The sequence below is a fragment of the Francisella sp. AG1 genome (assembly GCF_057683165.1).
The window spans coordinates 932,600-946,521 of the sequence record NZ_CM173135.1 but is presented as its reverse complement, the minus strand read 5'-3'; the positions used below and the strand labels follow the sequence as shown (position 1 = coordinate 946,521).

The following is a 13,922-nucleotide window of genomic DNA, read 5'->3' as shown; positions in this document are numbered from 1 at the left end:
GATAACTTATATAAAATCCATGTTACACTAGGTTTGACTTTACAATAGCGCTAACTTTACTCATATCTGTTTTACCAGCAAGTTCTTTTTTAACGCTTGCCATAATTTTACCTATTTCTTTCATAGATGTAGCACCTACAGTTTCAATAGCAGTTTGCACTATAGCAACAACTTCCTCATCACTAAGTTGCTTAGGCATGTACTTAGTTAATATTTCAATTTCTTTCTTTTCACCCTCAGCAAGCTCAGCTCTATCAGCTTGTAAGTATTGGCTATAAGAATCTTGTCGTTGCTTAATCATCTTTGTAATAATTGTAATTACAATTTCATCTGTAATTTCTATTTTCTCATCTATCTGCTTTTGTTTAATTGCAGACAAAGCCATACGGATTGTCGTTAGCCTATTCTTATCTTTATTTTTCATAGACTCTTTCATATCTAGAGTCAATTGATCAAAAATTTGTGACATTTTAAAAAAGAATTCCTAGTAAAAGGTGAGAACTTTACGTTCTCAAAGGGTGATTAAATTAAAAGCTATATTCTAGCCATCATATTGCTCTTATGAGCTCTCTTAACTGCAACAGCTTTCTTCCTTTTACGTTCCCAGGTTGGTTTCTCAAAATACTCTCTACAGCGTACTTCTGATATTATTCCAGCATTCTCGCAAGATCTTTTAAACCTCCTAAGAGCAACGTCAAAAGGCTCTCTTTCTTTAACTCTAACACTTGGCATATCCTCACCTCACTTAAAATGCCAGTTTATAAGTTATCAAAATATAGGCCTTACGGCCGCAAACAAATTCACAGGCGATTATTTTAACATACTCTTAAATAAAAGCAAACCAAACTATAGATACCATACTGGCAATTCGACTAAATATCAAAAATTTACCCAAACTAAAACTTACTATATTTATAACCTATAAAATGTTATTATTCTAAGTTACGAATTTTGTAGAAATCATTTGGTTTAGAAATTTTGATTAAAAAAACTAAGCTTTTATTAGGGCTATCTCTGTTTTTAATAACTATTAGTAACATATATGCTGCAAGTACACGTAGTGAAATACAATACTTTGTAAAGAAATATGGGCTTTCTAGTGCTACAATTTCAATAGCAACTCAACGAACAATTACAGGGAATGATCTTTATTCATATGCTCAAAATAGAGCGATGAAACCTGCAAGTAATAATAAAGTATTCACCATGGTTGCTGCGCTTTTTGCTATTCCAGATAACTTTAGATTCACCACTTCTATTAACTACCCGTCAGATAGAGTTAAAAATCATGTTTTATATGGTGATATGTATATAAAATTCACTGGCAATCCTTCCCTCACAGGCACTCAACTTGCTACCTTGTTAAAAAAAGTCAAAACCCAGAAAGGCATATATCAAATTACTGGTGACGTTTATCTAGTGGGAGTCTTTTCTGGAGCATATATCCCAGATGGTTGGTCTGCAGGAGATAGTACATTTTGTTATGGAGCTCCAGCATCAAGCTTTACATTAAATAGAAATTGCACGGTCATAAAACTTGCTAAAAATTCTAATAGTTTAACAACCAAAGTTATAAAAATTAGTAATGCTAGCAATATAACTATCAAAAACTCAGCAATCTATACAAGCGCATCAAAAGCTACAACAATTTCAATGAATGACGATAATATTTTATATATTGGCGGATACTTATCTAGGGCTGCTGAAAAAATGTTTAAGTTAGCAATCAGAAATCCTGCCTTAAAGACTATGGATACTGTAAATGATTTCTTAACCTCAAACGGTATCAAGCACACAAATATTTCTATAGCAAATACCATACCAAGGGGCTATACCGAACAAATTGTTATAAAATCTGCGACAATTGGGCAACTTATAGATCAAACACTAAAGCATTCTGATAATCTATATGCTGAAACTATATTAAATACAATTGGATTAAAGGAAAAAGGTGTAGGCTCAACTAGCTCTGGTACTGAAGCTGTTCAAAGTATCCTTTATTCAAAACTTCATATAAATACTTCGGCTTTAAACATGTATGATGGTTCTGGTCTTTCGCATTTGGATAGAGTAAGCCCTGAATTTATGGTTAATTTCTTAACTAAATCATTCAATAGTAAAGTCGGTAAAAAATTCTATAACTATCTGCCTGCATCTGGAATGAGCGGTACTATCGCATATAGAATGGGAGGAAAACTGCTAGGTAAAGTTCATGCAAAAACTGGAACTCTTTCTGGGGTTTCAACTCTATCAGGCTATGTGCTTACCGCCAAAAATCATAGAATAAGTTTTTCAATAATGCTTAATGATCTAAAGAGCTCTCAGCGTTATAATGCTCGAAGATTTCAAGATAAAGTTGTTGATGTTTTTTATAGGTATTTATAATTATGAAAAATGTAATTAAATTAGTGTGCTTAGTTGGAATAATAGGTATTCTTGGCTCATGTAGTACCGACCGCCCTAGAAATATAAATAATGCGTGCAGTATCATTCATCAGTTTCCAGACTGGTATTATGATATGGTAAATTCATATAACCGTTGGGGAGTACCGATGAATGTCCAAATGGCCTTTATTCATCAAGAATCATCCTTTAGAGCTGACGCCAAACCAGCTATGAAATATTATTTCGGTTTTATTCCCAAAGGTCGAGCATCGAGTGCATATGGCTACTCTCAAGCTCTGGATGGCACTTGGGATCATTACAAAAAAGAAACTAAACAATCTTTTGTCTCAAGGTCAAGCTATGCAGACTCTGTAGATTTTATAGGATGGTACTTGAACAATGTTCATAGCAAAACTGGTATTAATAAAACAAATACCTACGATCTATACCTAGCTTATCATGAAGGTATAGGTGGCTATAAACGAGGTAGCCATAAAAACAATGCTTTCTTAAAAAATTACGCACGAAAAACATCTGAAGTCGCACAAAAATATTCTTCGCAGCTTAAGAGCTGTGAAGTTCCTCGCAAACCTTTACTATCTTATATTTTTTAAAAAGGTATATCTATGAATAACAAGGTCTATAAGCATATTGTAAATATTCGTTTTTCAGATACTGATAAAAATGGCCATGTAAATAATGCTAAGTATTTTGATTATTTTGAAGAGGCTCGTACCAATTGGGCATATGAAAATACCAATATTATGGAATGGAGCGAAAAAAATTCCATTCATTTTATAATAATTGAACAAAGCTGTAAGTATATTACTCCTCTTTTTCATCCCAACAAGGTTGAAATTACCCAGCACATAATAAAACATGGAGCTGCAAGTATTGAATTTGGATTTGAACTACGCATACTAGGGAGTCGACAAACATATACAACAGCTAAAGTTAAAGTTGCTTGCTACAATATTAAAAAAAATAAATTAGAAAAAATTCCTATCAACATAAAACAATCAATCTTAAAAAAACAATGATTAATAATAACCAACAAAGCCTTAAAAAACTTGAGAAGCAAATTCTAAGAAAAACAGCGCAAGCTATAAATCAATATAATATGATTGAGGATGGCGATAAAATTATGGTATGCTTATCAGGAGGTAAAGACTCATATTGCCTACTAGAAATGCTACTACTTCTACAAAAAAAAGCCCCTATAAAATTTGATATTATAGCTGTGAATTTAGACCAAAAACAACCAGGTTTTCCAGAAAATATCTTACCAGAATATTTAAGTTCTAAAAATATTGAATCCCACATTATTGAAAGAGACACTTATAGCGTTGTAAAAAGAGTTATTCCAGAAGGAAAAACAACATGTGGTTTATGCTCAAGAATGCGTAGAGGAATTTTATATGATTTTGCAGAAGATAATAATATTACCAAAATAGCTTTAGGCCATCACCGTGATGACATAGTAGAAACATTTTTTTTAAACCTTTTTTATAATGGCTCTATCAAAGCAATGCCACCTAAACTAATAAGTGACGATAAAAGAAATATTGTTATCCGCCCTCTAGCATTTGTAAATGAAAAAGAAACAACCAACTATTCACAATTTAAAAACTTCCCTATAATTCCATGCAACTTATGCGGCTCGCAAGACAATTTGCAAAGAGTTTTTATAAAAGATATGCTTAACAAATGGGAAGAAAAAAATCCTGATAGAAAAAATATAATTTTTAAAGCTCTATCAAACATATCACCATCACAGATGTTAGATAAAGAAATTTTTGATTTTTTAAATATTTCAAAAGACCACTTACAAAGATAAATAAGGAAAAAATATGAAATTAAAAAAAATAGCTGCCCTTGTATCCTGCTCTTTTTTAGGATTTGCAATTAGCTCATGCTCAGCTGACAAGGTTGATAATAATGCTAAAAACATTAAGAATCAAAATGCAAATACCACAAAAAACAATCCTACACAAAATAAAGACAATCCTGCCAAAGTAGTTAAGACAACTCCAATAACATCAAGACCAGCTTTAAAAATGAATGCAAACACCAGCTATACTGTTGGTTATCAAGTTGGATCTGGCATTGCAAAGCAAGATTTTGGACTTTATGATAAGCAAACCATTTCTGGGTTTGAGGATGCTATAAAAGATAATAAACCTAGGATTTCAGAAAACCAAATTCAAAAAAATATGGAATCTCTTAAAGACAAAATGATAAAAAAACAACTTGATGTTGCAAAAATCAATAAATCAAAATCAAAAGAATTTATAACTCAAGTTGCAAAGATGCACAATACCATTGAAGTTAATGACGGTGTATATTATCAAATGGTCAAACAAGGTGACGGTAAGAAGCCTACTCCTAATAGTCAGGTAACAATATCATATAAAGGAACCACTCCAGTTATAGCATATGAAGATGATAAATCAAAGCTTAACAAAGTTAAAGATGGGAAACTAATAGGCCCAATCTTTGACTCAAGTGATGAAGTTACATTCCCTCTGACAAATCTTATAGAATGCTGGAAGGATGCTATACCTCAAATACCAAATGGTTCAACAATAATATTATACTGCTCTCCTGATAAAGCATATGGAACTAGAGCACCTGCTGCAATAGGACCTAATCAAGCCCTAGCTTTCGAGATAACTCTTAAAAACTTCAAATAATTAATTTTTTTATTTAATAATTTCTATAGACGAGCTATTTATTTAGCTTGCATATATTTTATTATATTTAATTGATTGATATTTTATGATTATGATAAAAAGATATTTTAAAGATTATTATAAAGAATAGAAAAAATTAAAGAGATCTTACGTCGTAAGCTTCTTTACCTTTGTTTCCATCTCTAATTTGGAAGCTAACTTGTTGACCATCAGAAAGCGTACCATTTTCAATATTTGAAACGTGTACAAATACATCTTTACCAACAGATTCACAGTTAATAAATCCAAAACCTTTTGCATCATTAAAGAACTTAACAGTTCCTACTAATTCATTACTCATAATTATTTTCTTCTTCTTATTTAGTTAAATTGACTTTACATAGAAATTCTTAATCATAAATTAATATTCTAAATTTTACAATTTACTACAAAAATAAAAAGAAGAATTTAAAACTACATCGAGATAAATCTACAACAATCAATATACTACAAAAAAACTAATAAAGATACAAAAACCTCTAAATTTTTAAAATTCATTAAATTTATATAATAATAAACAAGTAATTATATCTATAAGAGAAATAATACTATAAGCTTAATACAAACACTTCATCAAAATGGATGCTTATTATGTCTAAATATGGCCTTAAGAATTCTCATAACGAAACTGACATACTGCGTAATTGGATAATTAAAAAAGATAGAATAGGAACTTCACTAAATAATTTAGCTGATAATATATTGTCTCAAGTTAATAAAAAAGAAAAAACTGATTCTAAGATTGCCAAGAAACCTCTCAAAAAATCTTAAATAAATTATAAAGTAATTTATTAGTTTTTCCTTTTGACCGCCAAATCACATATTAAATACAAAGCTTCTTTGTAATTAGACTCTGGTAGAAAACTTATGGATTGTTTTGCTTGCTCGGCATATTTACAAGCTATTTCATATGAATATTCAATAGCTCCGCTATCTTTAATAATTGTTACAATTTGAGCAACATCATACTCACTATCTTTTATAGCTTTTTTAAGTATATTTTGTTTTTCTATACTTATATTTGCTAAAGCATAAATAGTCGGTAAAGTCATTTTTCCTTCATCAAGGTCATCACCAATGTTTTTACCTAAACTTTCCACATCAGATACATAATCTAAAACATCATCTGCTATTTGAAAAGCATTACCCAAATAAACCCCATATTCTTTAATACTTCTTTGATATTGAGCGTATTGTTTTTTATCCAGACTAATAACTCCCGCTAATTCACAAGCTGCCTCAAAAAGCTTTGCCGTCTTACAATATATTACATTGGTATAATCTTTCTCTGTAAGCTCTAAGTTTCTAGCATTTAAAAGCTGAAGCACCTCACCTTCTGAAATTTTATTAGTAGCATCAGCTAATATTTGCATAATCTGCATGTTATTCAAATTAACCATCATTTGGAATGCTCTAGAATAAAGGAAATCTCCAGTTAAAATACTAGCTGCATTTCCAAAGACATTATTAGCTGTCTCCTTACCTCTACGTAGCTGAGAATCATCAACAACATCATCATGTAATAACGTAGCAGTATGAATAAACTCAATAATTGCAGCACAAGCTAAATGTTTGTTATCTTTACAGCCTAATGCGCGTGAAAATAGCATTACAAGTAGAGGCCTTAAACGTTTTCCACCACTATTTATTATATGGTGGCTTATTTGATTGATCAATACCACATCAGAAGAAAGAGAATCTATAATAAACTGATTATTACCTTGAATATCCTCTCTTATAAGTGACTGAATATCTTTTAGCTGTTGCATAGTTTGTTAGAACTAATTTATTAATTAGATTTAAGAATAAAGTAGCAGAATCTAATTATCAATAGCTATATTAATATTATGCTCTAATCGTTATCAGGAGTTATCTTGAAATGTTTTAATATTTGCTTATCCTCGGTGTTTAATGTTTCATTATTTGACTCTACTGCGCCATTAAACCCCTTCACAAACTCTTTATTATTAGATTTATTAAAAACTGTTATTTTCTTTAATTTTGACTTATATTGGGCAGCAATAATCATACCAACCTCATATGAATCTTCATCAGAGATTTTATCTATATTAGGCTTTTGATTTAGAATAGTATCATCAAAACCAGCTATAAAATCTTTTTTTACTAACTCATCTTTCGTAGCTTTAAAGCTTTTATGTGATATTTTACCCAATGACTGCCCAACTGCATATGGAGTATATTTATAACCTTCTGCAAAGGCATAGTTAAACGAAACATTTAATACAAAAAATAATAATATCAGAAACTTATTAAGCTTTCTCATTATAAGGTTATTATATAGGTCTTATTATGCTAAATATTTTAGCATATAAGTTAAGATAGTTTCAGAACCCTTTTGTAGCTCTTTATATTTTTATAATAAAAATATTGAACTATTTGAATCAAAATTAAAACAGACAAGCAACCAGAAACTATCACTGATACTATAGGCCAACCCAGAAATATAGCGCTATTTATATCACATAGTATACTTAAAAAAGAGAGTCCCAAATAAAATATACTAAAACCTTCAGCTTTTTTTTGACGAAAATTCTTATAAATCTGAGGTAACCAATAAATATTATAAATAATTCCACTAATAGAACCAAACCAAAGCAATACATCTTTATTTAGCTTAGCTAAGCAAGCAGTTGTAACTATTAAGGTTAAAAATATTAATATAAATATAGTATGTACAAATATGCGCTTTTCTCGTCTGTCATTTAAAATTTGAAGCTGCTGTATAGCTAAAAAAACCAACAAAATTATATCAACTAAAATGTATTGCCACTGCATACCAAAACCTACAGCATAGATTAGGTCAAAAGAATTTGCCAAAATCATCATTGTATGAGTCCAAATACTAATCTCAAAAGTTTTATGCTTAAGCTGATTATGTATACTTTGTGGTAAAAAATGTATAAAGTAAATTACTAAAGAAATATTTAATGTTATATAACCAATATTTTCCATTATTGTTTTCCTAATATTTTTAAAAATTAAAAGTTTGGATGATAATTATCTAGAAAATACCAAACAAACTCCCTACGCTAATATTAATTAGATCAGGTAATAAAAGGGTTAGTTCTCAGCTATTTTCAAAAAAAACAGCACCCCTGTTGTCTTGTGAGGCTTAATATAACATACTTTTCTTACTTTTTACATCTTCAATAAACAAACTAACGCATCAGTTTGACTACCATCAGATCTTTTATAATATTTCTTACGCAATGCAATTTCTTGAAACCCAAGTTTGTGGTAAAGTTTTATAGCTCTATAATTATAAACATCAACTTCTAGAAAAATTTCTGAGATATTTAACTTTGAAAGATAAGTACATGATTGCAACAATAGGTAATAACCAAGCCCTTTAGTTTGACTGGAGATATCTACACAAATATATAGTAGCTCAGCAATATTTAGAAAACTACTAAAAATTGATATTGCTACAAGTTCACCTTGACACAATAAACCTAAAACAAGGTCCTGATCCATAGATTCTAATATTTGCTTGTCTGACCAACTAAAATTTTTATCTGACTCCCTTATCAAGGAAATCACTTGGCTTGAAAATGTATTATTTAGTTGTGAAATCTGAATATTCATAGAGCTTTGAAAATATATACTTTTTGCTTTGCACACTTAACAAATTTTGATTATCAAGGATAAAATCTTTCGCAAATACATTAATGCCCTTATACTCTTCAATAGAATTAAGCTTCATTGATTGATATATATTAACCCTTGATTTAAAAAATAAGCTATTTAAAATATTTTTCAAAAAACTAATACTTACATCACTTGTTAAAAAAATATTTATAATTTTATCGCTATCATTTTTATTACTATAAAGCAATTTTGCTCTAGATGGGTTTACCAAACCTGAATATTCTCCAGCACCATTCTTATTTTGAATCTCACTAGAAGGCTGCTCATTCATATCTCTATAATTGGCCTTTAATAACCAGATATCTATATCAAAAATACCTTCTAATTGACTCTCAAAGTTCATTATTTTTTTTCTAACCTTTCTACAAGTTTTTTAGGAAAGGAATATTCCTTTAATTTAACTGATTTTCTAAGCTGATTAACTTCAGAAGGATTGAGCTCTAAGGTTTTACCTCGAGAAACAAATTTAGGAAGAGCTATGCTACCAAACCTAACCCTAGTAAGCCTACTAACTGTTGCTCCTATAGCTTCAAACATACGCCTAACTTCTCTATTTCGTCCTTCAGAAAGTGTTACATAGTACCAAATATTAGCCCCTTCGCCTCCAGAAAATTTAACATTATTAAATTTAGCGACACCATCTTCTAATTTTATACCTTCTTTAAGCTTCTTGATAGTTTCTTCTGATAGTTGCTCACCAAATACTCGTACAGCATATTCTCTTTCTATCTCATAAGATGGATGCATCAATCTATTTGCTAAATCACCATCGGTTGTAAACAATAAGAGTCCTGTAGTGTTTATGTCTAAACGTCCAACCATTATCCATCGAGATTTCGCTAGTTTTGGTAAAGAATCAAAAACAGTTTTTCTATCCTTTTCATCTTTACTAGTACAGACCTCACCCTCTCTTTTATGATATATTATTACTCTAGGTCTTGTTAAAGGTTGTCCATATAAATATAAAGCCTTACCATCAAAACTTATTCTATCTTTATCAGTCGCTTTATCACCTATAGTTGCAACTTTACCATTAACTCTAACTCTGCCTTGCTCTATAAGCTCCTCTACTTTTCTTCGCGAACCTATACCATATTTTGCTAATATTTTTTGTAACCTTTCAGGTTTATTCTCATCATTACAACTTGTTCTATTACGCATTCTTATTCATACCTCCTTGATCAGTTTTTGAAAAAAACTCATCCATATCTTTATCATTATAATTATTAGATGACAAAATGAGCTCAACCTCTGCAGCCTCATTCTTATTATGCGCATAATTAGCCAATTTAAGCCTTAGATCTAAAACACGCTTATTATTAAAAAATTCTCCATCATCCTTCATGCTATAAATAACTTTATAACATTCTTTATAGTCATTTTGCTCAAAATACATCTCTGCTAATCTTAATTTAGCAGCCCTATAATTTATCCTAAATTTATCAGCTTTTTTCATCAAAGCTAAAGCATCAACTTTCTTGCCTTGATTATACATACATTGAGAATATAAAAACAAAGTTTGTGCCATATCATCATTATTTGAGGTATACATAGATTTATTAAATAATTCTTGAGCTTTTTTATAATCTCGTTTCTCTTTACATAAGTACTGGGCATAAAAATTCATAGCTTCAAAGCTATCAGGATGATAATAAACACCATCTTCATAATATTTTGCAGCTATAGAATTTGCCCCTATCGTTTGATAATAATATCCCGCTGCATAATCAACAATTGCTAAACTATAGTCATGCTCTTTTGATAACTTCTGGGCTTTAATAAGCTTTTCTTTAGCTCTAGCCAAATAACCTTCAGTTGAGTAAATAATAGCTAATTCAGCATTTAACTCTGCTGCTTTTTTATAATTTGTTTCTGGTGTCTGATCATTTGGGACAACATATTCGACAACATTATCATCAGCATTTTTGGAAGCAGCTTTATTAGAGTTGTCTTGCTGTAAATTTTGTTTAGTATTGTTCGGGCTATCTGGATTCATACATGCAGACAAAACACTTGATAAAATAGTTATAGCCATTATTTTTCTAAAACTATTCTGCATTAGAGTCTCCAATTTTTTTTAGATACCTTTGCTTTCTACTTGTTTTATCCATTACATCACCAGCAAGTTGCCCACATGCGGCATCTATATCATCACCCCGAGTTTTTCTTACTGTCACTACAAAACCACTATTTTGTAAAAAATTTTTAAACTTATGTATTCTATTATTGCTAGGTTTTTTATATGGTGTACCTGGGTAAGGATTAAAAGGAATTAAATTTATTTTAGCCGGTACTTCTCTAGATTTCAATAATTCAACTAACTCTTCAGCATCAGAAATATTATCATTAATTTCCTGCATCAATGTATACTCAAATGTAATTTGTTTATGAGGACCTTTTTCTGCATATAATTTACAAGCAGCCAAAAGCTCATCAATATCATATTTTTTATTAATAGGCACTATTTCATTTCTCAATGTATTATTTGCAGCATGTAAAGATACCGCTAAAGACACTCCTGATTGTTCAAGCAAATCATATATCCTAGGTACTACCCCAGAGGTACTAAGCGTCACCTTACGCCTAGATAATCCATATGCCATATCATCCATCATAATGTCCATTGCTGGAACAACATTCTCAAAATTCATAAGTGGCTCACCCATACCCATCATAACAATATTTGTTACAGTATAATCATGCTCTTTATTATTTTTTGATAATGCTCTAGCAGCTATCCAAAGCTGTGCAATAACTTCTGCTACCGATAGATTTCGATTAAAACCTTGCTTACCTGTAGAGCAAAAACTACAATTTAATGTGCATCCCACTTGCGAAGATATACACAAAGTCCCTCTCCCTTCTTCTGGAATAAACACTGTTTCAACAGCACTTCCACCAACATCAATCAACCACTTATGCGTACCATCCTTAGATGCCTTACTAAACACAATCTTCGGTACAGCAATCTCTGCTTGATTTTTTAATTTAATTCGTAAATTTTTTCCTAAATCACTCATAGAATCAAAATCTATTATTCCTTTTCTATGAATCCATTTAAAAACCTGTCTGGCATGAAATTTTTTCTCACCTATAGAAACAAAATACTCTTCTATAGCTTTTTGATTTAATCCAAGTAAATTAATCTTATCTTGTTGCATAAACTATCTCTTTTAATTTATAAATTACTCATTGTAACCTATATCACCAGGTAAAATATTGTCATTCTCATTAGTCAAATTAGCAAAACTCACATACTGACCATCAAACCTTACATGAACAGTTCCAATTGGACCATTTCTCTGTTTACCAATGATTATCTCGCCTAAATTTTTATTATTTTCACTATCTTTATTGTAAACTTCATCACGATATATAAACATGATTAAGTCAGCATCTTGCTCTATTGCTCCTGATTCTCTTAAATCAGACATCATAGGACGTTTATCTTTACGATCATCCACCCCTCTATTTAGCTGTGATAATGCTATAACTGGTATATCTAACTCTTTTGCTAGAGCTTTTAAAGATCTTGAAATTTCAGAAACCTCAAGTGTCCTATTGGTTTCATATCCTGGAATCTTCATAAGCTGTAGATAATCAATCATAATCATTGAAAGACCATCATGCTCATTATATAGCCTACGTGCTCTTGAGCGCATTTCAGCTGGTGTTAATCCTGATGTATCATCTATATATAATGGCATCTCGCTCAAATCTTTCATAGCTTTTGTGATTTTGACCCAATGAGCATCATTTAATCTATTGCATTCTTTAAGGAGATTCATTTCAACTCGAGCTTGAGTTGCCAACATCCTCGTCACTATGTCCTCTGATGGCATTTCTAAGCTAAAAACTAATACTGGCTTTTGAGCAGACTTAGCAACATTCTGAGCAATATTAATTCCAAGAACCGTCTTACCCATAGATGGTCGGGCTGCAATAATTCCCATATTAGCTCTTTGAAGGCCTGATGTCATTTTATCTAAATCAATAAATCCCGTTGATATACCTGTCAACCCTGTACCAGCATCAACTATAGCACTCATCCTATCAACAAGCTTTGGGATAACTGATTTTATCGATTCTGGCCCCTTTGAAAGAGTTTCTCGCTCTTTGGTAATATCTAGAATCCTACTTTCTGCATAATCAATCACTTCATCTGGATTTTTAGCATCAGATGAGTATATTTTTTGAATTATATCATTAATACTGCTCTGTAAGCTTCTTAATTTTGCTTTATCTTTTACAATATTTGCATAAGTTTTAATATTGGATATTGAGGGTGTATTGGTTGCTAAATCAACTATATAAGCCTCTCCTCCAGCCTCATCTAGAAGTCCTTCGGTAGCTAAATATTCACTAACAATCAATACATCAAACGGCGTATTAGTCTGATTAAGTATAAATATTTGCTTATAAATAATCTTATGCCTTTTATCAAAGAAATCATCTATCAAAAGCAAATCTTCAACTAGTTCTATATTTTGATTATATAAAAGAATATTACCTAATATAGCTTTTTCTGCTTCAAGAGAATAAGTAGTTTCAGCCGCTTTAAAATGATACTCCATAGACATAAAGACCCTTACTTTATATACAAAAAAACCATGCCTAACACATGGTTTTTATAATTTATATAGATTGTGTTAGTCTGTATATTATAAGACTAACCTTCAGCAGCTACAACATTTACTTTAATATCTGCATCAACATCTGTATATATATGAACAGTTAACTCAAACTCGCCAATAGTTCTAATAACACCTTCTGGCATACGAACTTGGCTTTTTTCAATTTCTTGACCTGTTTCATTAGCAATAGCTTCAGCAACTTCTATAGTACCAACAGAACCAAATAATTTACCACCCTCACCAGCTTGTGCTGCAATAGTATAAATTTTATCTTTAATTGTACCTGCAGTAACTATAGCTGCTTCAAATCTAGCTTTTTCTGCTTTTTCTAACTCAACTTTTTGAGCTTCAAAAGTTTCAATATTTACTTTAGTTGCTTGAACTGCTTTACCAAAAGGTACAAGAAAATTTCTAGCATATCCTGGTTTAACATTAACAATATCACCTAATACACCAAGGTTCTCAACTTTTTCTTTTAAAATAACTTGCATTGTAATCAATC

Annotated in this window: 19 protein-coding genes and 1 riboswitch; of the genes, 6 read left to right on the top strand and 13 right to left on the bottom strand. The window is 30.8% G+C overall.

What is annotated here, in order from left to right; translation table 11 throughout:
* Window positions 1-22 precede the first annotated feature (22 nt).
* Together ACR0PV_RS04865 and rpsU are read right to left on the bottom strand one after the other, a co-directional pair.
* On the bottom strand, window positions 23-469 hold the full coding sequence (locus tag ACR0PV_RS04865; RefSeq protein ID WP_488173835.1) for a GatB/YqeY domain-containing protein: 447 nt from the start codon (window positions 467-469) through the stop codon (window positions 23-25).
* 65 nt (window positions 470-534) lie between these two features.
* Complete coding sequence (gene rpsU, locus ACR0PV_RS04860) at window positions 535-732, bottom strand: 30S ribosomal protein S21 (RefSeq protein WP_488173834.1); 198 nt, start codon at window positions 730-732, stop codon at window positions 535-537.
* A gap of 246 nt (window positions 733-978) precedes the next feature.
* Between rpsU and dacB the strand changes: the two genes are divergently transcribed.
* From dacB to ACR0PV_RS04835, 5 genes are read left to right on the top strand one after another with little or no spacing between them, the layout of a single operon-like run.
* Window positions 979-2,385 (top strand): D-alanyl-D-alanine carboxypeptidase/D-alanyl-D-alanine endopeptidase, encoded by a 1,407-nt coding sequence (gene dacB / locus ACR0PV_RS04855; RefSeq protein WP_488173833.1) that lies wholly within the window; start codon window positions 979-981, stop codon window positions 2,383-2,385.
* Between the two features lie 2 nt (window positions 2,386-2,387).
* Window positions 2,388-2,999, top strand: coding sequence for a transglycosylase SLT domain-containing protein (locus ACR0PV_RS04850; protein ID WP_488173832.1), 612 nt, complete (start codon window positions 2,388-2,390; stop codon window positions 2,997-2,999).
* 12 nt (window positions 3,000-3,011) lie between these two features.
* The gene (locus tag ACR0PV_RS04845; protein ID WP_488173831.1) at window positions 3,012-3,425 is read left to right on the top strand and encodes an acyl-CoA thioesterase; all 414 of its coding nucleotides are present in this window, start codon (window positions 3,012-3,014) and stop codon (window positions 3,423-3,425) included.
* Window positions 3,422-4,222, top strand: coding sequence for a tRNA 2-thiocytidine(32) synthetase TtcA (gene ttcA / locus ACR0PV_RS04840; protein ID WP_488173830.1), 801 nt, complete (start codon window positions 3,422-3,424; stop codon window positions 4,220-4,222). Before ACR0PV_RS04845 ends, ttcA begins: the two co-directional genes overlap by 4 nt.
* A gap of 13 nt (window positions 4,223-4,235) precedes the next feature.
* Window positions 4,236-5,078 carry an FKBP-type peptidyl-prolyl cis-trans isomerase N-terminal domain-containing protein gene (locus tag ACR0PV_RS04835; protein ID WP_488173829.1) on the top strand — a complete coding sequence of 281 codons (843 nt, stop codon included), beginning with the start codon at window positions 4,236-4,238 and terminating at the stop codon, window positions 5,076-5,078.
* Window positions 5,079-5,214: 136 nt separating this feature from the next.
* On the opposite strand, the gene ACR0PV_RS04830 is transcribed toward ACR0PV_RS04835, so the two are convergent.
* A complete protein-coding gene (locus tag ACR0PV_RS04830; RefSeq protein ID WP_488173828.1) occupies window positions 5,215-5,418 on the bottom strand; it encodes a cold-shock protein in 204 nt (67 codons plus the stop codon).
* Window positions 5,419-5,708: 290 nt separating this feature from the next.
* On the opposite strand from ACR0PV_RS04830, the gene ACR0PV_RS04825 reads away from it, so the two are divergent.
* Window positions 5,709-5,888, top strand: coding sequence for a hypothetical protein (locus tag ACR0PV_RS04825; RefSeq protein ID WP_488173827.1), 180 nt, complete (start codon window positions 5,709-5,711; stop codon window positions 5,886-5,888).
* A 20-nt stretch (window positions 5,889-5,908) separates the two neighbouring features.
* Here the strand turns inward: ACR0PV_RS04825 and ACR0PV_RS04820 are convergent, their stop codons facing one another.
* From ACR0PV_RS04820 to rplI, 10 genes are all read right to left on the bottom strand, one after another.
* The gene (locus ACR0PV_RS04820) at window positions 5,909-6,886 is read right to left on the bottom strand and encodes a polyprenyl synthetase family protein (protein ID WP_488173826.1); all 978 of its coding nucleotides are present in this window, start codon (window positions 6,884-6,886) and stop codon (window positions 5,909-5,911) included.
* A gap of 83 nt (window positions 6,887-6,969) precedes the next feature.
* Entirely contained in the window at window positions 6,970-7,401 is a 432-nt protein-coding gene (locus ACR0PV_RS04815) for a hypothetical protein (RefSeq protein ID WP_488173825.1), read from the bottom strand.
* A gap of 50 nt (window positions 7,402-7,451) precedes the next feature.
* The gene (locus ACR0PV_RS04810; protein WP_488173824.1) at window positions 7,452-8,090 is read right to left on the bottom strand and encodes a PQ-loop repeat-containing protein; all 639 of its coding nucleotides are present in this window, start codon (window positions 8,088-8,090) and stop codon (window positions 7,452-7,454) included.
* Window positions 8,091-8,141: 51 nt separating this feature from the next.
* Window positions 8,142-8,245: riboswitch (TPP riboswitch) on the bottom strand.
* Window positions 8,246-8,276: 31 nt separating this feature from the next.
* Window positions 8,277-8,717, bottom strand: a complete 441-nt coding sequence (locus ACR0PV_RS04805) for a GNAT family N-acetyltransferase (RefSeq protein ID WP_488173957.1) — start codon at window positions 8,715-8,717, stop codon at window positions 8,277-8,279.
* A complete protein-coding gene (locus tag ACR0PV_RS04800) occupies window positions 8,695-9,129 on the bottom strand; it encodes a chloroquine resistance protein (RefSeq protein ID WP_488173823.1) in 435 nt (144 codons plus the stop codon). Before ACR0PV_RS04800 ends, ACR0PV_RS04805 begins: the two co-directional genes overlap by 23 nt.
* Entirely contained in the window at window positions 9,129-9,947 is an 819-nt protein-coding gene (gene rluB / locus ACR0PV_RS04795; protein ID WP_488173822.1) for a 23S rRNA pseudouridine(2605) synthase RluB, read from the bottom strand. The genes ACR0PV_RS04800 and rluB overlap by 1 nt, the downstream gene beginning before the upstream one ends.
* Entirely contained in the window at window positions 9,940-10,845 is a 906-nt protein-coding gene (locus tag ACR0PV_RS04790; protein WP_488173821.1) for a pilus assembly protein PilF, read from the bottom strand. Before ACR0PV_RS04790 ends, rluB begins: the two co-directional genes overlap by 8 nt.
* Window positions 10,835-11,947: a dual-specificity RNA methyltransferase RlmN gene (gene rlmN, locus ACR0PV_RS04785; RefSeq protein WP_488173820.1), complete on the bottom strand. Its 1,113-nt coding sequence runs from the start codon at window positions 11,945-11,947 to the stop codon at window positions 10,835-10,837. The genes ACR0PV_RS04790 and rlmN overlap by 11 nt, the downstream gene beginning before the upstream one ends.
* 24 nt (window positions 11,948-11,971) lie before the next feature.
* The gene (gene dnaB, locus ACR0PV_RS04780) at window positions 11,972-13,366 is read right to left on the bottom strand and encodes a replicative DNA helicase (RefSeq protein WP_488173819.1); all 1,395 of its coding nucleotides are present in this window, start codon (window positions 13,364-13,366) and stop codon (window positions 11,972-11,974) included.
* A gap of 89 nt (window positions 13,367-13,455) precedes the next feature.
* The gene (gene rplI, locus ACR0PV_RS04775; protein WP_488173818.1) at window positions 13,456-13,911 is read right to left on the bottom strand and encodes a 50S ribosomal protein L9; all 456 of its coding nucleotides are present in this window, start codon (window positions 13,909-13,911) and stop codon (window positions 13,456-13,458) included.
* Window positions 13,912-13,922 lie beyond the last annotated feature (11 nt).